The sequence below is a fragment of the Bradyrhizobium sp. SZCCT0231 genome, assembly GCF_018130245.1.
GTDB classification, from domain to species: Bacteria; Pseudomonadota; Alphaproteobacteria; order Rhizobiales; family Xanthobacteraceae; genus Bradyrhizobium; species Bradyrhizobium japonicum_F.
Window position 1 is genome coordinate 28289 of record NZ_JAFCKP010000025.1, and the last position, 18973, is coordinate 47261.

The following is an 18973-nucleotide window of genomic DNA, read 5'->3' on the forward strand; positions in this document are numbered from 1 at the left end:
CAGTGGTCAATGTACCAAAGGACAGTGCGGCAGGGATGGTGCGCTCCGTGAGAAAAACGTCAGCCTGTCTGCCCCGGATTGCGAAATTGGGCATATGATCGGCATCATCGGATGGGTTTGAGGGTTCTGGTTTGAAGAGGGCAATTTGCCTGGCCTCGTTCACGTAGTTGACGACGACGCCTCGTTTCGCACGGCGATCGAGCGGCGCCTGAAGCTCTCCGGCTATGATGTCGCAACCTATGCATCTGCGCAGGAGCTGCTCGACCGCTTGCCGGATGATAGCAAGCCCGGTTGCATCCTGCTGGACGTGCGGATCCCCGGGTTGAGCGGACCGGAGCTACAGAGCCGTCTGATCGAGCTCGGCTCGACGGTCCCCATCGTCTTCCTGACCGGACACGCCGATACGCCGACGACTGTCCGGGCCATCAAGGCGGGTGCCGAGGATTTCCTGACCAAGCCGGTGTCGTCGGAGCAACTGATCGATGCGATCGAGCGCGCTTTGGCCCGCCAGGAGGCCAGCCGGCATCATCGGCGGAAGCTCGAATCGCTCCGCGCGCTCGTTGCGACGCTGACGCCGCGGGAGCACCAGGTGTTCGATCTGATCGTGCGGGGCAAGATCAACAAGCAGATCGGCCACGAGCTTGGAACGACCGAGCGCACCATCAAGGCTCATCGTCATCAGGTGATGGAGAAGATGCAGGTGCGCTCGCTGGCGGAACTGGTCTCGATCGCGGAGCGGCTCGGCTTGCTCGATGCCGACAAGGCTTAGGAAAGCTGGTTGTCGGCTCGCGGTGCCGACCGCGTGACCTGTACCAAGGGACAACATCATACTTTATTGACAGGTGGCGGGAGAGGGTGAGCTAATGTCTTAGGTTGTCGGCCGACAATAGCGATCAGAGCCAGAGCTGATGATGCCTGGCAATGCGTCCAACGAAGGCCGACCAAATTGCCCGGGAACAAGTGCATTTTCGTCGTCGATGACGATCCGTCGGTACGGATCAGCATGAAGCGGCTGCTTCGCGAGCACGGCTTCAGCGTCCTGCTGTTCGAATCGGCGAACGCGCTGCTTGAGCATGGCGACCTGGACGACGCGATCTGCGCAATCCTTGACGTCAACCTGGGTAATCATTCGGGCATCGATCTGCGTCGGCGTCTGACGGATGATGGCGTTTCACTGCCGGTCATCTTCATCACGGGAAACGACAGCTCTGAAAATCGCTCGGCTGCGATCGAGTCGGGATGCGCGGCCTATCTCACCAAGCCCTTTGCCGCGCACACGCTGATCGAGTCGATCGAAAAGGCCTGCGCCGGAACGATCGCACAATGATGCCGACCCGGTTGGGTCAGCAGCGCCATCCCATTTCACACGAGGGGCTTGAAATCGATTTGGTTGATTTCGATCGACGGCGGAGTGCCGGGTTTCCGCGGGCCTCGCGACGTTTGCGAGAGTGAGCAAGCCGATCCCTGCTCACTCGTCGATATCCTGTTCCATGGTCATGGCTGGCGCGCCCTTGTGGACGGCGGCGAATTGCGCAAGCGGCAGGGACGTCGTCAGGGCCAGCAGGTTGGAATCGACGACCTCGAGAGTCAGCGACTTGCCCGCTTCCATGGTCTTGACGAATTTGGGATCGGCCACGGTTCCCGCGATGCAGGCGTTGGTGAGACACCAGCTATATGGCACCTGGTGAGGGTTGCCTCCATCGACCGTCAGCTTGACGGGATGCTTGAGATACATGCCGACGGGCACGAACATCTGCAGCCGGGCCGTCCGGCTGTCCTCCCGTTCGATCAGGTCGACACGCACGGCGGTCTGCCCGGTCGGAAATTTGCCGGTGATCGACGTGCGGCAGAGCCTAGGAGCCCCGGCTGCCTTGAAGCAGAGCTTCTGCCAATCGCCGTAGGTGATGTCCTTGGCTTCGCGCTCCCCGCGCTTGGCCACGGAGGCGTTGGTATCGCTGGACTGCTCGTCCCTCGCAATCGCGTCAGCAACGGACGAGCTGACGAGGGCTGCAGCCACGACTCCCCAGATGCAGCGAGCGGAATTGTGCATGGCACGACCTCCCGGATTTCTTGGGCCTATTTCTGGGCCTCGAGGAATTTCTCGACCAGCGGTGACCACAACGGAATGGCGTCGGGCGAACCGATGAAGAAATGGCCCTCATTGCCGAACGGCGGCATCAAATGGTACTCGGCCTTGCCGCCCGCCGCGGTGAAGGCCGCATGCATACGCTTCGACAGGGCAGGGCCGAAGAAGGTGTCGTTATCGATATAGATCCACAGCATCGGTATGCGCGAGGTGCGCCCGAACTCGGCGGCGGCCTCAACGAGCTTGTCGGGCGCGCAATTGTTGTTCGGCTTGCCGCCAACGCGGCCGCCTCGACCCGCGGCAAACGTGATGATCGCCTTGACTGCCGGCGGGTTCAAGCTCGACAGTGCGATCGACGCCCAGCCGCCGGCGGATTGCCCGATGACGACCACATCCTTCGGGATGATGCGCTTCTCGATGGCCATGTAGTCGATGATCCAGAGGTCGACCTGCGCGACGGCGAGACCTGGCGAGCGGAAGTCGGGATTGGTGCACTTGCCGACCTTCGAGAAGAACGGGCCGTAGATGCCGCGCTCGGGTATGTCGATGGCGGAGGCGCCATAGCCGCTGCCGACCGGCGCCACCACGAGATGGCCGCGATTTGCGAACCATTTTGCGGCATCGCGAAATTCCACGAGCGGAAAGAAGCTGCGCTCCGTCGGGTTGAGCGAGACGCCATGATTCATGATGACGAGCGGGAAGGGGCCGTCGCCGACGGGCCGCACCACGTAGGCGAACATCGGCAGCGGCAAGGGTAGTGCCCAGATTTCTTCCTGAATGCGCCGGGCTGCGGATTGATCGTCTGCGCGCGCCGACGCGATCAACGCCAGGAAAGCCAGCGTCCACAACAGCCATCGGACCGGGGATTGCAGCCGCATCGCGTCCTCCCTCATCCAGAAACGGTGGCGGCCAAGTCCGATCGGAGGCTTGATTCAGATCAACCCTCTGCCGCCCGCGCGTGCCGTCATGGATCGACGCCGGGGATGCGAGACACGACGTATCGGATATGAGCTCACTGGGTATCGCCGTCAGCCCGTCGCTGCGCCGCGAAGAAACAGTTCTGGTCGAACTGCTGCTTGCCTTCGTGCTGCTGCGCTGCGAGGCCGGGCATTCGGAGGTGCGCGCATGAATGGGCCCTCCGAGCCACGCACGAGCTGGATGCGATTCCTTCCTCCTTCGGGCTGGCTGCCCGCCTATCGCGGTGAGTTTCTGCCATCCGACGCCGTTGCCGGCGTCACGCTGGCGGCCTACGCGATTCCCGTCTCGCTGGCCTATGCCGCCCTGGCCGGACTGCCGCCGCAGGTCGGCATCTACGGCTACATGCTCGGCGGCATCGGCTATGCGCTGCTCGGGTCTTCGCGGCAGCTCGCGGTGGGGCCGACCTCGGCGATTTCGCTCATGATCGCCGGCACGGTCGGCGCGCTCGCCGGCGGCGATGCGGTGCGCTATGCGGAGATCGCGAGCCTTGCCGCCTGCGCGGTCGCGCTGCTGTGCTTCCTGGCCTGGCTGTTCAAGCTCAGCGTGCTCGTCCGGCTGGTCAGCGACAGCATTTTGGTTGGCTTCAAGGCCGGTGCCGGGCTGACCATCATCATGAGCCAGCTTCCGAGTTTGCTCGGTGTTCCCGGCGGCGGCCACAATTTCTTCGATCGCGTCATCAAGCTCGCCGGCCAGCTCGGCGACATCAATCTCCTCATCCTGGCGATCGGCGCGGTCGCGCTTCTGCTCCTCCTGCTCGGGGAGCGGTTGCTGCCGGGAAAGCCGGTCGGCATCACCATCGTGGCGCTGTCGATCGCGGTGGCGACACTGCTCGGCTTCCCGTCGCACGGTGTCCCCGTCACCGGGAAGATTCCCGAAGGCCTGCCTGCTTTGGGACTGCCGACCTTCGGCCTGCTCGAGTTCGACGATCTGTTTCCGCTCGCCGCGGGCTGCGTGCTGCTGGCCTATATCGAGGGTGTCTCGGCGGCGCGGAGCTTTGCCGCCAAGCACGGCTATAATCTCGACGTCCGCCAGGAGTTTCTGGGGCTCGGCGCTGCAAATCTCGCCACCGCCTTCGGCCACGGCTATCCCGTCGCCGGCGGCCTGTCCCAATCCGCCGTCAATGATAGCGCGGGCGCGCGGACGCCGCTGGCGCTCATCGTCTGCTCGGTCGCGCTCGGGCTGTGCCTCCTGTTCTTCACGGGGTTGTTGACCAATCTGCCGAAGGCGGTGCTCGCGGCCGTCGTGTTTGCCGCCGTGTACAGGCTGGTGGATGCCCGCGCCTTGTTGCGGATGTGGCAGGTCAGCCGGATCGATTTCTACGCCGCGGCGATCGCGCTGATCGCGGTGCTGCTGCTTGGGATCCTGCAAGGTGTCCTGCTGGCCTCGATCGCATCGATCTTCCTGCTTCTGGCGCGCGCCTCGAATCCGAACGTCGCCTTTCTCGGCCGTCTGCCCGGCAGCGGACGCTATTCGGATAGCGCGCGACACGAAGGCGTCGAGCCGCTGGTCGGCGTCATCGCGTTTCGTCCCGAGGCCTCGCTGCTCTACATCAATGCGGAGATCATTTTGGACACGGTCCTGACGTCGCTGCGGCGATCGCCGGGCATCCGCCTGGTCGCCTGCGACTTGTCTGCATCGCCCTATATCGACTTGGCGGGCGCTCGCATGCTGCGCGATCTCACCGACGAGCTTGCCTCCCGCCATGTCGCCTTCTGCATCGTGGGCGCGCATGCGCAGCTGCGCGATTTGCTGCAGGCTGAGGGGCTCGCGGAGAAGACGGACGCCAGCCACTGGCTGCGCTCGCTCGACAGCGTGCTCGGCGAAGGTCAGTCCGGGCCGGCTCGGAGAACCTTCTGACGGCTCGTGGCTTTCCCATCAGCCCCGGTATCGTGCTGCATTGCGATGACAACGACGCTGTCAGTCGATCGCATCACAACCGCCATGACCATTGACTTGGATCAACGGAGCGCCCGGTGCGCCCCTCAGATTGACGACCACCTCCGTGCTCTGGATCGGATTCCGTCGGCTATGCCGTCTCGGGCATCCTGCTCACCGTGTTCGGCTACTTCGCAATGATCCTGGCTCAGTAATCAGCGTGACCTCACAGGGGAAGGAACTCATGAGAAAACTTGCTACACGCCTCGCTCTCGCCGCTCTGCTCGCCGGTGTTGCCGGCCTCAGCACGCCGTCGCGTGCTGATACCGGCCAGGTCGCTGTCGTCTTCACCAAGGGCGGATTCATCGTCGGCGTGGGCGGCGGTGAGGGCGTCCTGCTGTATCGGGGCAAGAAATATCCGTTCACCGTCTCCGGCATGAGCGTCGGTTTGACGGTGGGAGCATCGACCACCAAGTTCGTCGGCCGCGCGCTCAATCTGAAGGGGCCGGCATCCATCGAAGGGTCGTATGCCGTGGGAGGAGCGGGTGGGGCAGTCGCCGCAGGCGCTGGTGCCGTTCAGCTGCAGAACAGCAATGGCGTGATCCTCCAGCTCAGCGGCCCGCGCGTCGGGGCGGAAGTGTCGGCTGCCGTCGGCGGCGTCACGATTCGTCTGAAGTGATCCGAACAGGCGACAGGCTGCGCCACCGCAGCCCGCTCGTCTTTCAATATCGTTCGGCGACGAAATTCATTCCCTTCAGGCTGGCCTGGTCGTTGTAGCGTCCCTTGCCGGCGCGCTTCGGCAGCTTGACCTTGTCCTTCTTGATGCGCTTGTAGGGGATGGCGCCGAGAATGTGGGCGATGCAGTTCAGCCGCGCCTTTCGTTTGTCGTCGGAGCGGACGACGCACCAGGGCGCATCCTTCGTGTTGGTCTTCTTCAGCATCAGGTCGCGCGCCCGCGAATAGTCGTACCACCGCCGGAAGGATTCCAGATCCATCGGGCTCAGCTTCCACTGCCGCACCGGATCGTCGATGCGGGCCTTGAAGCGGCGCTCCTGCTCGTCCATGCCGACCTCGAGCCAGATCTTGATCAGCATGATGCCGCCGTCGATGACGTATTTCTCCATTTGCGGACAGAGCGTGAGAAACCGCTCGTGCTCGGCGGGCGTGCAGAAGCCCATGACGTATTCGACGCCGGCGCGGTTGTACCAGCTGCGGTCGAAGATCACGATCTCGCCACCGGCCGGGAATTGCTGCATGTAGCGCTGGAAGAAGAGCTGCGTCTTCTCGCGGTCGGATGGCGCGGGCAGCGCGACGGTGCGGAACACGCGCGGGCTGACCTTTTCCGTGATCGCCTTGATGGTGCCGCCCTTGCCGGCGGCATCGCGGCCCTCGAACAGGACGATGACCCGAAGCTTGTTGGCCTTCACATAGTCCTGGAGATGGCAGAGCTCGACCTGGAGCTTTGCCAGCTCCTTCTCATAGGCCTTCCGCTTCATTCGACCGTCAGGCTCGTCCTTGGCCATGCGCACCCCTTCCGGCTGATAGCGACAAGGCGAGGCTCAGTCGCCCCAGGAGATCGTGACGCCGACGTCGCCGGGCATGCCGCCCGGGAAATCGATGATCTGGTAGGCGATGCGATAGCCGCGTGGCTTCAGATAATCGGTCCAGAGCTGGAAGATTTCCTTCGGAATGCCGGTCAGGGTGTTCTCCCAGCCCGCCTCCTGCTGATTGATCGCGCGGCCCTTGTCGGTGCACAGCGTATTCGGGAAGCGATAGACCTGCACCTCGGTCAGTCCGTTGCGGACGGCCCGCTGGATGATGGTCGAGGCGAGCTTGATCTTCTCTTCCTCGGTCTTGCCGGACGGCTTGCCCAGCCGTTCGATCAGCGCGCGCTTCTCCGCTTCGGCGGCGGCGGCGAGACGGGCGTACTCCTCGGCCTTTTCGGCCTCCTTGAGGGCGGCCTCTTTGCGGATCTGGGTGGCGTTGGGAATGAGCTCATCGAGACCGGGCATGGTTTGCGGCTCCTAAAGTGGCTGTTGCAATTCAGTGTTCCGCGTTAGGCTAGGTCCGGCAGGCGGCATTCCCTTGATTCAAATCAAGCAACCCGCGATGGGCCTTTACACACTGCCTCGGGCCCCTGCTTAAGGCCGGATTTCTGATCGGGAGAGACCATTGAGCGAGCAGCTTCATCCGATGGCCCCGCACCATCTGCCGTTCTTTCTCGCGCCCGGCAGCGGGACCGACACATTGATGGTGATCATGGGCATCTTCCTGGTCGGAACCGTGCTCTGGGTCGGCACGCTCTATTGGAAGCTGCACAGCTTGCCCGAGCGCATGGCGCACAAGTCGCAGAAGCTACAGCTCGAGTTCGTCGCGGTGCTCGGCCTGATCTCGCTCTTTACCCATATGCATATCTTCTGGGTGGCGGGCTTGCTGCTCGCGCTGATCGACATTCCCGACTTCGGCACGCCGCTGCGCAGCATCGCCGATTCCGTCGAGAAGATCGCGGACGCGGCGCCGGGAGAGGAGCGGGCGACGCCGCAAGCAAGCGCGCCGCCGGACAAGCCGGATGTCGTCAGGGAGAGGGAGCCCAGCCATGTTTGAGCTCATGTTTTGCTCCCTGCTCACGATCCTGCCCGATTACCTCTACCGCCGCTACGCCCAGGGCAAGCGCTTCGGTAAGGAGATCACCTTCTTCTCCGTGTGGTACGAGTTGAGGTGGGGGATCACCGGCTGCCTGATGCTCACGGTCTCTCTGATCACGATGATCTTCTATTTCCACCCGGCAACCAACTCGGCGACGCTCTACTTCCGGACGGTGCCGATCCTGCCGGAGGGCTCGGGGCGGGTTGCGGAGGTCAAGGTCGGCTTCAGCCAGGCGGTCAAGGAGGGCGACGTGCTGTTCACGTTGGACAGCTCCAGGCAACAGGCCGCGGTCGAAACGGCCAAGCGCAAGATTGCCGAGGTGGAGGCTGCCATGGAGGCGGCCAAGGCCGACGTGGTCAAGGCCGAGGCGCAGACCGAGGAAGCCAAGGCGAATTACCAGCAGGCCAAGGATGAGCTGGACACCAAATCCGATCTGCAGCGCCGCAATCCCGGTATCGTTCCGCAACGAGATATTGAAAAGCTCCAGGTCCTGGTCAGTCAGCGGCAGTCGGGTGTCGATGCCGCAGCGGCCGCCAAGGAATCGGCCGCCTTGCAGGTCTCGACGCTGCTGCCCGCGCAGAAGGCGAGTGCCGTCGCGGCGCTGGACCAAGCCCAGGTCGATCTCGACAAGACCTTCGTCCGCGCCGGCGTGGACGGACGCGTCGAGCAGTTCGCGGTCCGGCCAGGGGACGTCGTCAATCAGATGATGCGTCCTGCCGGCGTGCTGATCCCGGAAGGTGCGGGGCGGAAGGTTCTGCAAGCCGGCTTCGGCCAGATCGAGGCCCAGGTGATGAAGGAAGGCATGGTCGCGGAAGCGACCTGCATCTCCAGGCCATGGGTCATCATCCCGATGGTGGTCACAACCGTTCAGGACTACATCGCCGCCGGACAGTTCCAGGCGGGCCAGCAACTGCTCGAGGCGCAGAATGCCGTCAAGCCGGGCACGATTCTCGCGTTCCTCGAGCCGCTCTACAAGAATGGCCTCGACGGCGTGACGCCCGGCAGCGCCTGCATCGTCAATGCCTACACCAGCAATCACGAGGAGATCAACGCCAAGGGCACCTCGACCGGCCGCGCGATCGCGCTGCATGTCGTTGACGGCGTCGGCCTCGTGCACGCCCTGTTGCTGCGCATCCAGGCCTTGCTGCTGCCGATCAAGACGCTGGTCCTGAGCGGACATTGACAAAACCTGGCGCGTTGCTCGTTTGAATCGCGCCAGCCCGATGTGGGAGACAGGATGATCGGGCACGTCGTCATGATTGCGCGCGGAGGGCGCTCGTGGGGATTGTGCCTGGTTTTTCTGTGCTTGCTGTCGGTTGCGACATTTCCGGCAACGTTGGCCACTGGCGCCGAGCCGAAGCGAGTTCTCCTGCTGCATTCCTTCGGTCGCGACTTCCTGCCCTGGAGCGAGTATGCCCGCAGCATCAAGGCCAATCTCGAGCAGCGATCCCCATGGCCACTCGATATTCATGAGCACACGCTGCTGAACGCGCGGTTTACCGCGCCGGGCCCCGAAGGGCCGTTCGTCGAATACCTGCACTCACTCTATCAGGGCCGACCGCCGGACATCGTGATGAGTGTTGGAGGGCCGGCGGCGGGCTTCATTCAAAGGCATCGCCGAGAGCTGTTTCCGAAGGCGCCGATGGTGCTGACGACGGTCGAGGAGCGGCTGATCGACAGAGCGGTTCTCACTGACAACGACACCGTTGTTCCGGTCCGTAACGATTTCATCGTGGCATTCCGCAACGTCCTGCAGGTTCTGCCGGATACTCGATCGATTGCCCTCGTCATCGGCGCATCGCGGCTGGAGAAATTCTGGCTGGAGGAGGTCAAGAAGGATGTCAGGCCGCTCGAAGGCCGGGTGTCGTTCATCTGGTACGGAGACCTGTCTTTCGAGGATATCCTGAAGCAGGCATCGAGGCTCCCGGAGCATACGGTCCTGTTCTGGGGCTTGATGTCGGTCGATGCGGCGGGCGTCGTTCACGACGGCAATGTCGCGCTCCATCGCCTCCATGCCGTCGCGAATGCGCCGATCTTCTGCTTTGAGGAAGCATTTTTCGGACGCGATATCGTCGGCGGTCCCATGCATTCGATTCCCGAACTGGCCCAGAAGACCGTCGATGCGGCGCTTCGCATTCTCGGCGGCGAGAAGCCTGCCAATGTCAAAGTCGAGCCGATTGAATATGCCGTCCCGAAATACGATTGGCGCGAACTGCAGCGCTGGGGAATCGAGGAGAGCAACCTGCCGCAGGGCAGCGAGATCCTGTTTCGCGAGCCAGGCATCTGGGAGAGATACCGCTGGCAGTTGGCATTGATTGCCGCGGTGATCCTGATCCAGGCGAGTCTCATCAGCGGCTTGCTCCATGAGCGCCGGCGGCGGCGCACGGCCGAGGTCGAGTCGCGGCAGCGGCTGTCGGAGCTTGCGCATGTCAACCGCTACGCAGCTGTCGGCGAGCTGACGACGTCGATCGCGCATGAGCTGAACCAGCCTCTCGGCGCCATCCTCACCAACGCCGAGTCGGCGGAGCTGATGTTGAAGGGCGCTTCGCCGGACCTCCAGGAGCTCCGCGAAATTCTCGCCGATATCAGGCGCGACGACCAGCGGGCCAGCGAGGTGATCCGCCGCCTGCGCAGTGTGCTGAAGAGGACGCCGTTCGAAGTCCGGAGCATCGATCTGAACGAGACGGTGCGCGAAGTGATGGGCTTTGTCGCCGACGTGGCTGCTGGACGCGATGTCGCCCTGAGCTTCCATGCTCCTCCCGCTAATGTGCTTTGCGTCAAGGGTGATCCCATCCAGCTTCAGCAGGTCGTCCTCAATCTGATCCTCAATGCGCTCGATGCGATCTCTGAAGCGAAATCCGGAAAGCGCGAGGTCCGCGTGATGACCGGCCGTGCGGGCCATTTTGCCGAGATCAGGATTAGCGACACCGGAGTCGGTATTGCCGTCGACGACCTCAAGAGCATTTTCGAGCCATTCTTCACAACCAAGCCGCTGGGCATGGGCATGGGATTGACGATCGTCCGGAGCATCGTCGAGGCGCATGGCGGGACGATTTCCGCCGAGAACCAGACCTACGGGGGAGCCCTGTTCACGATCCGGCTTCCGATCGTTCACTAGAGCATGATCCGGAAAAGTGTCCAGCGGTTTTCCGAAAAGATCATGCTCAAACAAGAACCTAAAGCGCGATGACGATTCATCCTGATCTCATCGCGCTTTAGGCTCTTTCGCTGCAGCGGGCAGGTGCCGCGCCGGAGGCCGTTTCCTTGATCTTTGTCAATGAATGCGTCCTTCGCGGTCTCATGTTCTTCGAATGACTGTGATGGAGGACGTGATGATCCGCTGCGGCAAGACGTTGATCGCGCTTGCGCTGCTGCTGGCCGTGCCGGGGGGAGTCTCTGCTCAGACGCCCCAGCCGGCCGCACCTGCTCCCCAGACGCAACCCGCGCCGGCTGCCGAATTGCTGAAGCCCGAGCAGCTCGAGGCCCTGGTCGCGCCGATCGCGCTTTATCCCGACACACTCCTTGCGAACGTGCTGGCGGCCTCGACCTATCCGCTGGAGGTGGTGCAGGCCGATCGCTGGCTGAAGGAGCGCAAGAGCCTGAAGGGAGATGCGCTCAGGACCGAAGTCGAGAAGCAGTCGTGGGACGACAGCGTCAAGGCGCTCGCGAGCACCGCGGATGTCCTGACGATGATGAACGACAAGCTCGAATGGACCAAGAGTCTCGGAGATGCGTTCCTCGCGCAGCAGGCCGACGTGATGGACGCGATCCAGCGGCTGCGCACCAAGGCCTATGACAACAAGAAGCTGGTCACGACCAAGCAGCAGAGGGTCAGCGTCCAGACCCAGGAAAGCAAGCAGGTGGTGGTGATCGAGCAGGCCGATCCGCAGGAGATCTACGTGCCTTACTACGATCCGGCGACGGTTTACGGCGCGTGGCCCTATGAGGCCTATCCGCCATACTATTTCGGCTATCCGTCCTATATCGGCGCCGGCGTGGTGGCCGCGGGCATCGCCTTCGGCACCGCCTGGGCGATCGGACGCTGGGGCAATTACTGGGGCGGCGGCTGCAACTGGGGCAATCGCAACGTCTACGTCAACCACCGCACCGCCAACATCAACACCGGCTGGCAGCACAATCCGGCGCACCGTCAGGGCGTGCGCTACAACAACACCAATGTTCAGCAGCGCTTCGGCAACAACAATCTGAAGGCCGGCGCATCGGACAGGATGGATTTCCGCGGACGCGATGGGCAGCAGGTGTTGCGGCCCGATCAGGGTGCGCGAGATCGCGCGGGCGACCGCGCTGGTGATCGTGGCGGACTTGGCGACCGTGTTGGCGACCGTGCCGGAGATCGCGCAGGCGATCGCGCCGGCAATCGGGGCGATCGGCCTGGCGGCGACCGTGCTGGTGCGGCGGATCGCGCCAAGGGCGGCGGCGATCGGGCCAAGGCCGCTGCCAAGGCCACTACCAAGGGCGGCGGCGATCGCGCGAAAGCCGCGAACCGCGGCGGCGGCGGCAATCGCGGCGGCGCGATGAACGTGTCGTCCGGTCGATCGGCGGCCGCGGCATCAGCGCGCGGGCGGTCGAGCATGGCGAGCATGCCGCGTGGCGGCGGCGGTCCGAGCATGGCCGGCCGAGGTGGCGGAGGCGGAATGGCAATGCGTGGCGGCGGTGGCGGCGGTTTCCGCGGAGGTGGCGGCGGGGGCCGGCGCTCCGACATCGCGCTGAAGCACGATATCGTCCTGCTCGGCCACCTCGCCAACGGCCTCGGCTATTATCGCTTCAGCTATATCGGCAGCGACAAGGCCTATGTCGGCGTGATGGCGCAGGAGGTCGAGCAGGTGATGCCCGACGCTGTGGCCCGCGGCAACGATGGTTATCTGCGGGTCCACTATGAAAAGCTCGGGCTGACATTCCGCACCTACGGCGACTGGCTCGCCGGCGGCGCGAAGCTCCCCGCGGAGGTGACGCCATGATCGGCCTGACATTGTTTCGCCGCACGGTGTTGCCGGGCATGATGGTGCTGGCGCTGCTTGGCTCTGTGGCCGAGGCACAGCAATCCTACAGGACGCCGGAGGACGCGGCCGCAGCGCTTGCTGCGGCAGTCAAGAGCGGACCTCGCGACATCCTGAAAGTGCTCGGCAGCGCGGCCGAGGACATCGTCTCCTCCGGCGACGAGATCGCCGACGACGATATCCGCCAGCGCTTCACCTCGATGTATGACGCCAAGCACGGCATCAAGGCGGAGGGCAACAAGAGCGCGACACTCATCCTGGGGCCCGACGATTTCCCGTTTCCGATTCCGCTGATCAATACCAAGGCGGGTTGGGAATTCGACACCGACGAAGGACGCATCGAAGTGCTTCGCCGTCGCATCGGGCGCAACGAGCTCGACGCGATCCAGACCGCGCTCGCTTTCGTCGACGCGCAGAACGAATATGCGGACAAGGACCGCGGCGAGGGCGTCGGCGTCTACGCACAGCGCATTGTCTCCTCCCCCGGCAAGAAGGATGGATTGTTCTGGCGCGACGACAGCGATCCCAGCCCGCTCGGAGCACTGGCTGCGCAAGCCTCGCGTGAGGGCTACAAAGCCGGCGAGGGAATGACGCCCTATCACGGCTACTACTTTCGCATCCTGAGGGGGCAGGGGCCGGATGCCCCCGGCGGCGCGCTGAACTACGTCGTCAAGGGCAGGATGATCGGCGGCTTCGCGCTGATCGCCTGGCCCGCCGAATACGGCAATTCCGGTGTGATGACATTCCTCGTCAATCACGCTGGCGTTGTCTATCAGAAAGACCTGGGGCGACGGACCGAGTTTATCGCCCAGCGCACGACATTGTTCGACCCGGACCAGACCTGGAAGAAAGTCGATGCGCAAAAGCCATGATATGAGCGCGAGCTTCGGTACGAGGTTCGTTCGCCTTGCGGCGATCACATTCCTCGCTTGCACGATTCCGGCTACTCCGTCCTTCGCACAAGCCGCCGGGCACGTTCGGGTCAAGATCGTGAAGGCAGGCCTGCTCGTCGGCGGAGGCGCCGGCAATGGGATACTGACCTATCGCGGCCGCGACTATCCCTTTCGCGTCACAGGAATAAGCCTCGGGATCACGGCCGGCGCGACTGCCGGCCGCCTGGAAGGCTGGGCGTCCGGCATCAGGGATATCAGCGATTTCGCTGGCACTTACAGCTCCGTAGGCGGTGGCGCCGCCCTGGTCGGAGGTATCGGCGGCGTCCACCTGCGAAACGACAATGGCGTCGTGATGGTGCTGCAAGGGCCGAAGGCCGGGCTGGAGATGGCCGCCAATCTCAGCGCGATAACGATTTCGCTGAAGTAGGCCAATTCGCGTTCCAGCGTCCAGTTGCAGCAAAGCTCGGGCGGATTGCGCCGCGCGCGGCCGCTGTCTGACAACCAAGCCAGCCGCAAATTCGCCGGTCAGACTGGATTCCGCCCGGCGGGGCCAGGCGCGCAGGAACTCTTGCACATGGTCGAAGATTGACTCCGCGGGCCAGCGTCGCCGCCGATGGCTGGCCTGCACGGCCCCGCCTCCAAGCCCCCCGTACCCCCCAGGGTGGGGCCGTGCTCCCGACGCAGGAGGTGCAATTGTCCGAGCCGACCGAGCAAGCCATCCGAGAACGCGCGCACCGATTGTGGGAGCAGGCCGGCAAGCCCGAAGGCCGCGAGGAGGAATTTTGGCACGCTGCCGAGCAGGAGCTGCGCAACGAGGACAAGTCGAGCACGATGCGGACGCCGGATACGCTGTGACCGACAGGACCTGCCCGTTCTGCCAGGGCCTCGGATGGGTCTGCGGTGGTGCGTAGGATGGGTAGAGCCCTTGCGAAACCCATCATGCGTTCGCGTTCGAGACCTATTGACGGGTTTCGCTTCGCTCCACCCATCCTGCGAGACTCTAAAAAAGAAAGAGCCGCCGGGATCTTCACCCTGGCGGCGTCGCAAGGTCCGTAGCTGTTGATCGTGTTCCCAGCCTTGTGCGTACCGCCGTTACCTTGTTTGCGGCCATGCCCGGTCTTTGTAGGGGAGGGTGCGTGATTCCGCTGTGATCTGGAGCACACAGCGGAAGGGATTCCACGCGCTATGCGCGGTGCGGCTTGTCCGGATACGAGAGTTCTCGCCGAGTTCCCCTCAGCTCCGATACCACGCCGCCAGATTCCACGTGATGGTGTCCCAGCCCGAGATGTCGATCATCAGGTTGTTGGCGCCGGCATTGACGACGTGGCGCGAGAGCAGGGGCAGGAACACGTGAGCCCCGCAGAAGATCTCGTCCACCTTCATCAGCAGCGCGGCGCGCTTGACGGGATCGAGCTCGTTCTGCGCCGCCTTGTAGGCCTTGTCGGCTTCGGGATCGGAATAGCGCGAATTGTTGCGGCCGAGCCATTTGTTGTCCTTGGTGGCGATCTCCCAGGACACGCACTGGTTCAGCAGGCGCTCCGGATCGGGCTGCGGCTGCGTCGTGTTGTACATCTCCATGTCGGCGTAGAATTTCGAATAGGTGTCGGGATTGCCGACATCGGAGGAGAAGAACACCGAGGCGGTCACCGCCTTGATCTCGATGTCGATGCCGGCCTTCTGGCAGGCCTGCTTGATGATGGCCTGGGTCTTCTGCCGCGGGGCGTTGGTCGAGGTCTGGAACACGTATTTGAGCCTCTTGCCGTCCTTCTCGCGGATGCCGTCCGCGCCCCTGGTCCAGCCGGCCTCGTCGAGGATCTTGTTGGCCTTGTCGATGTCGAACTCGTATTTCAGCCTGGGCGACTTGAACTGCTTGGGCGCGTTGACGAAGCTCGCGGTGGCGATGGCGCCGCGGCCGTAGATGAATTTCTGGATCGAATCGCGGTCGATCAGGAGATTGATCGCGCGGCGAACGGCGGGATCGGACAGCGTCGGGTGCTTGGTCTTGACGCTCGAACGCTCGCCGTCGACCTCGGTCCAGGGGTCCGTCGTGTTGAGGATGACGAACTCGACATTGCCTGAAGGCGTGATGTCGAGCTTGCCCTTGCCGCCCGCCTCCATGCGCTTGAGGACCTCCTCCTCCACCTGCATGTTCCAGGCAAAGTCGTATTCGCCGGTCTGTAGCACCGCGCGCGCCGCAGACACCGCGTCGCCGCCGCCCTTGATCTCGAGCGTGTCGAAATGCGGCTGGTTCTTGACGTGATAGTCGGGATTGCGCTCGGCGCGGATCATGTCGCCCGGCTTGAACTCGACGAATTTGTACGGACCGGTGCCGACCGGCTTCAGATTGCCCGGTGCTTCGCGCGACTTGGCGCCGACATAGTCGCCGAAATGATGCTTTGGCAGGATCATCCCGACCGAGCCGACGAACGGATCGGCCCAGAACGGCGTCGGCGCCCGGAAGATCACCTTGACGGCGTGGTCGTCGATCTTCTCGACCTTGATGTCCTTGTAGGAGCCCGTCGTGTAGGCCGCGGTGGCGAGGTCGGCGGCATACTGCCAGGTGAAGACGACGTCGTCGGCGGTGAAGGGCTTGCCGTCATGCCATGTCACGCCCCGCTTCAGCTTCCAGATCACGCTCATGCCGTCGGCCGAAAGGCCGCCGTTCGCCTTGGTCGGAGCTTCGGCCGCCAGGCAGGGGATGAGATTGCCGTCCTTGTCCCAGCCGGCGAGCGGCTCGAAGAAGACGCGCGATGCGATCTGGTCCTTGGTGCCGAGCGCGAAATGCGGATTGAGCAGGGTGGGCGCCTGCCAGAGCAGGAGCTTGAGCGTGCCGCCGCCGCCGGCCTTGGTCGGCTTGTACGGCAGCGTGGCGTCCGCCATCGCCACGTCGTGCCAGACCAGGATTTGGCTGGCGATCGGCGCCGCGATTCCGACCGCGGCCATTGTCCTGATGAACGAGCGACGCGACAGCGTGCCTTGCTTCACCTCCGCGACCAGATTGCGGATTTCGTTCTCGTTCATCGGATGACCTCCACCTGCGCAACTCGTCGCCGAGCAGCCATCATGTTTCATGACGGCCGGGCCGGCAATGCCGGCAAGGCGGGGATGCGACGAAATGACGATGCGGAGAGCGCCCCCTGTCGGGCACGGACCCGGATCGCCTGCCTGAGGGACCCAGGTGGCGATCCGGTGCGATCTAAGTGAACTTGGGGAAGTTCTAAGGCCGCACCGAAACGCTAACCCGGCCGGCGCAGATCCATCAAGTTTCGGAGTGTTGCGCTGGCGAAAGAATCATTGCTGCGGCCGGGAAATCGCCACACATGAAAGATGCCGGCGTGGTTTCTTTTCCGTTTGATGTCGAACGGAGAACGTGCGTCCGCGGGGGCCCGACAATATGGTTTTCCATTTCATTGATTTCATGCGGCGGGGAAGCGAATACGGTTCCATATTTGTCGCAGACCTACGGAGACCAAGATGTCGTTTCGCCTCCCTTTCATACTCTCGACCGTGCTCGCCGTCTGGTCCGCCGCAGCAACCGCCGAGACCATCAAGATTGGCGTGACGCCGGGGCCGCATGCGCAGATCCTCGAGGCCGTGAAGCCGATCGCCGCCAAGCAGGGGCTCGACATCCAGCTGCTCGAGTTCTCCGATTACGTGGTGCCGAACGCCGCGCTCGATGCCGGCGAGATCCAGGCCAATTCGTTCCAGAACCAGCCTTATCTGGACAACCAGAAGGCCGATCGCGGCTACAAGATCGAGTCCGTCGGCCTGACCGTGAACTTCCCGATCGGCGTCTATTCGAAGAAGCACAAGGCCTTCGCCGATATCCCCGAGGGCGGCAAGGTCTCGATCCCGAACGACCCGACCAATGGCGGCCGCGTGCTGCTGTTGCTGCGCGACAAGGGCGTGATCAAGCTGAAGGACGGCACGGGCTTCAAGCCGACGGTGCTCGACATCACCGACAACCCCAGGAAGCTGAAATTCATCGAGGTCGATGCGGCCCAGGCTCCGCGCGCGCTCGACGACGTCGACGCCGCCGCGATCAACACCAATTATGCAACCCAGGCCGGCCTCGATCCGGTCAAGGATCCGATCCTGCGCGAGGATCCGAAGGGGCCCTACGTCAACCTGATCGCGGTCCGCACGGCCGACAAGGACAAGCCCTGGGTCAAGATTCTCGTGGACAGCTATCACACGCCCGAGGTCAAGGAGTTCGTCCTGACCAAGTTCAAGGGCGCGGTGCTGCCGAGCTGGTAGGCAGTCTGCCCGCATAAAGTCCATGTAAGGGCGATCCGGCGGGCAGCCTTGCGTATGAGCCTTGCGTATGTGCCCTGCGCAATGTCCGCTTGTCTGGAGCTGCGGCAACCGACATCATCGGGGCCCATCCTCGCCCGACAGGGATCGTATGAAACGCTTTGCCAACCTGAAACGCCTGGGCTTCTTCACGCGGCTGCTCGACGAGGCCCCGGCCGCCGAGCGATATCGCTGCGCGGCCGAGCAGATCGTCCGCGCCGAACAGGCGGGCCTCGATTCCGCGTGGATCGCACAGCATCATTTCCACGAGCGCGAGGGCGGCCTGCCGTCGCCCTTCACCTTCCTGGGTTACGTCGCAGCCGAAACCTCGCGCATCCGCCTCGGCACCGGCATCGTGACGCTGCCGCTGGAGAACGCGGTGAGGGTGGCGGAGGATGCCGCGGTGCTCGATCTCCTCTGCAACGGCCGTTTCGAGCTCGGCGTCGGCACCGGCGGCAACCCGTCCGCCTTCGCCGCCTTCGGCCTCGACAGTGCCCAGCGCAACGAGATCTTTGCACGCAATCTCGAAATCGTCCGCACCGCGCTTGTCGGCAAGCCGCTCGACGGCGGCGACACGCTCTATCCGCAGCGGCCGCAACTGGACAAGCGCATCTGGCAGGCGACATTCTCGGTCGCCGGCGGCGCCCGGGCCGGCAAGGCCGGCGATGGCCTCCTGCTGTCGCGCACCCAGCCGCGATCCAAGGACGCGCCGGACGCGACGCTCGCCGAGATCCAGAACCCGATCATCGACGCCTATCTCGCAGCACTGCCGCCGGGCTGCGAGCCGCGCATCATGGCCTCGCGCAGCGTCTTCGTCGCCGACGACCATCGCGAGGCGATGCGTCTCGCCGACATCGGACTGCGCCGCGCGCTGCCGCAATTCATGAAGGGCGGACATCTTCCCCCGGGAGAGACGCTGGAGGAGATGATCACCGCGTTCGACACCCATGTCGGCGCCGCCGATGAAGTCATCGCCTCGCTGCGCACCGATGCCACCCTGGAGCGGGTGACCGATCTCGTCTTCCAGGTGCATTCGGTCGATGCGCCGCATCCCTATGTCCTGCGCTCGATTGATCTCGTCGCGGAGAAGGTCGCGCCGGCGCTGGGCTGGACCCGGACGATAGCCAAAGACGTCGCTCTCGCAGGTTAGCCGGGATGAATGTGATCGCGTTGCACGAGGCTGA

At 63.8% G+C, this 18973-nt stretch carries 19 protein-coding genes; 14 read left to right on the plus strand and 5 right to left on the minus strand.

Annotation, left to right across the window (positions count from 1 at the left end):
* Positions 1-145 precede the first annotated feature (145 nt).
* Both JQ566_RS32250 and JQ566_RS32255 read left to right on the plus strand, forming a co-directional pair.
* Positions 146-769 (plus strand): response regulator transcription factor, encoded by a 624-nt coding sequence (locus JQ566_RS32250; protein WP_212379920.1) that lies wholly within the window; start codon positions 146-148, stop codon positions 767-769.
* Between the two features lie 177 nt (positions 770-946).
* Positions 947-1327 (plus strand): response regulator transcription factor, encoded by a 381-nt coding sequence (locus JQ566_RS32255; RefSeq protein ID WP_212379922.1) that lies wholly within the window; start codon positions 947-949, stop codon positions 1325-1327.
* A gap of 141 nt (positions 1328-1468) precedes the next feature.
* Here the strand turns inward: JQ566_RS32255 and JQ566_RS32260 are convergent, their stop codons facing one another.
* Positions 1469-2050 carry an invasion associated locus B family protein gene (locus JQ566_RS32260; RefSeq protein ID WP_212379924.1) on the minus strand — a complete coding sequence of 194 codons (582 nt, stop codon included), beginning with the start codon at positions 2048-2050 and terminating at the stop codon, positions 1469-1471.
* Positions 2051-2076: 26 nt separating this feature from the next.
* Positions 2077-2964 (minus strand): alpha/beta hydrolase family protein, encoded by an 888-nt coding sequence (locus JQ566_RS32265; RefSeq protein WP_212379926.1) that lies wholly within the window; start codon positions 2962-2964, stop codon positions 2077-2079.
* A 128-nt stretch (positions 2965-3092) separates the two neighbouring features.
* Here JQ566_RS32265 and JQ566_RS34915 point away from each other — a divergent pair, with 128 nt between their 5' ends.
* The 3 genes from JQ566_RS34915 to JQ566_RS32275 all read left to right on the plus strand — a co-directional run bounded on the left by JQ566_RS34915 (position 3093) and on the right by JQ566_RS32275 (position 5618).
* Entirely contained in the window at positions 3093-3215 is a 123-nt protein-coding gene (locus tag JQ566_RS34915; RefSeq protein ID WP_283814394.1) for a hypothetical protein, read from the plus strand.
* The gene (locus tag JQ566_RS32270) at positions 3212-4921 is read left to right on the plus strand and encodes a SulP family inorganic anion transporter (RefSeq protein ID WP_212379928.1); all 1710 of its coding nucleotides are present in this window, start codon (positions 3212-3214) and stop codon (positions 4919-4921) included. Before JQ566_RS34915 ends, JQ566_RS32270 begins: the two co-directional genes overlap by 4 nt.
* Before the next feature lie 262 nt (positions 4922-5183).
* Positions 5184-5618 carry a hypothetical protein gene (locus JQ566_RS32275; protein ID WP_212379930.1) on the plus strand — a complete coding sequence of 145 codons (435 nt, stop codon included), beginning with the start codon at positions 5184-5186 and terminating at the stop codon, positions 5616-5618.
* A 43-nt stretch (positions 5619-5661) separates the two neighbouring features.
* Here JQ566_RS32275 and ppk2 read toward each other — a convergent pair whose 3' ends face one another.
* Positions 5662-6462: a polyphosphate kinase 2 gene (gene ppk2, locus JQ566_RS32280; protein ID WP_212379932.1), complete on the minus strand. Its 801-nt coding sequence runs from the start codon at positions 6460-6462 to the stop codon at positions 5662-5664.
* 36 nt (positions 6463-6498) lie between these two features.
* Entirely contained in the window at positions 6499-6951 is a 453-nt protein-coding gene (locus JQ566_RS32285; RefSeq protein ID WP_212379934.1) for a hypothetical protein, read from the minus strand.
* A 181-nt stretch (positions 6952-7132) separates the two neighbouring features.
* Here JQ566_RS32285 and JQ566_RS32290 point away from each other — a divergent pair, with 181 nt between their 5' ends.
* The 7 genes from JQ566_RS32290 (at position 7133) to JQ566_RS32320 (ending at position 14351) form a co-directional block, all read left to right on the plus strand.
* Positions 7133-7543 carry a hypothetical protein gene (locus tag JQ566_RS32290; protein WP_212379967.1) on the plus strand — a complete coding sequence of 137 codons (411 nt, stop codon included), beginning with the start codon at positions 7133-7135 and terminating at the stop codon, positions 7541-7543.
* Positions 7536-8768 carry an HlyD family secretion protein gene (locus JQ566_RS32295; RefSeq protein ID WP_212379936.1) on the plus strand — a complete coding sequence of 411 codons (1233 nt, stop codon included), beginning with the start codon at positions 7536-7538 and terminating at the stop codon, positions 8766-8768. Before JQ566_RS32290 ends, JQ566_RS32295 begins: the two co-directional genes overlap by 8 nt.
* Positions 8769-8822: 54 nt before the next feature.
* Positions 8823-10703, plus strand: a complete 1881-nt coding sequence (locus JQ566_RS32300) for a sensor histidine kinase (protein WP_212379938.1) — start codon at positions 8823-8825, stop codon at positions 10701-10703.
* A 214-nt stretch (positions 10704-10917) separates the two neighbouring features.
* The gene (locus JQ566_RS32305; protein ID WP_212379968.1) at positions 10918-12564 is read left to right on the plus strand and encodes a DUF3300 domain-containing protein; all 1647 of its coding nucleotides are present in this window, start codon (positions 10918-10920) and stop codon (positions 12562-12564) included.
* Positions 12561-13475, plus strand: a complete 915-nt coding sequence (locus JQ566_RS32310; RefSeq protein ID WP_212379940.1) for a DUF2950 domain-containing protein — start codon at positions 12561-12563, stop codon at positions 13473-13475. Before JQ566_RS32305 ends, JQ566_RS32310 begins: the two co-directional genes overlap by 4 nt.
* Entirely contained in the window at positions 13459-13923 is a 465-nt protein-coding gene (locus tag JQ566_RS32315) for a hypothetical protein (RefSeq protein ID WP_212379942.1), read from the plus strand. The genes JQ566_RS32310 and JQ566_RS32315 overlap by 17 nt, the downstream gene beginning before the upstream one ends.
* Positions 13924-14189: 266 nt before the next feature.
* Positions 14190-14351: a DUF2934 domain-containing protein gene (locus JQ566_RS32320; protein ID WP_212379944.1), complete on the plus strand. Its 162-nt coding sequence runs from the start codon at positions 14190-14192 to the stop codon at positions 14349-14351.
* Between the two features lie 378 nt (positions 14352-14729).
* Here the strand turns inward: JQ566_RS32320 and JQ566_RS32325 are convergent, their stop codons facing one another.
* Entirely contained in the window at positions 14730-16517 is a 1788-nt protein-coding gene (locus tag JQ566_RS32325; protein ID WP_212379946.1) for a peptide ABC transporter substrate-binding protein, read from the minus strand.
* A 453-nt stretch (positions 16518-16970) separates the two neighbouring features.
* On the opposite strand from JQ566_RS32325, the gene JQ566_RS32330 reads away from it, so the two are divergent.
* Together JQ566_RS32330 and JQ566_RS32335 are read left to right on the plus strand one after the other, a co-directional pair.
* A complete protein-coding gene (locus JQ566_RS32330; protein ID WP_212379948.1) occupies positions 16971-17753 on the plus strand; it encodes a MetQ/NlpA family ABC transporter substrate-binding protein in 783 nt (260 codons plus the stop codon).
* Between the two features lie 148 nt (positions 17754-17901).
* On the plus strand, positions 17902-18939 hold the full coding sequence (locus tag JQ566_RS32335; protein WP_212379950.1) for a putative FMN-dependent luciferase-like monooxygenase: 1038 nt from the start codon (positions 17902-17904) through the stop codon (positions 18937-18939).
* Positions 18940-18973: the final 34 nt, after the last annotated feature.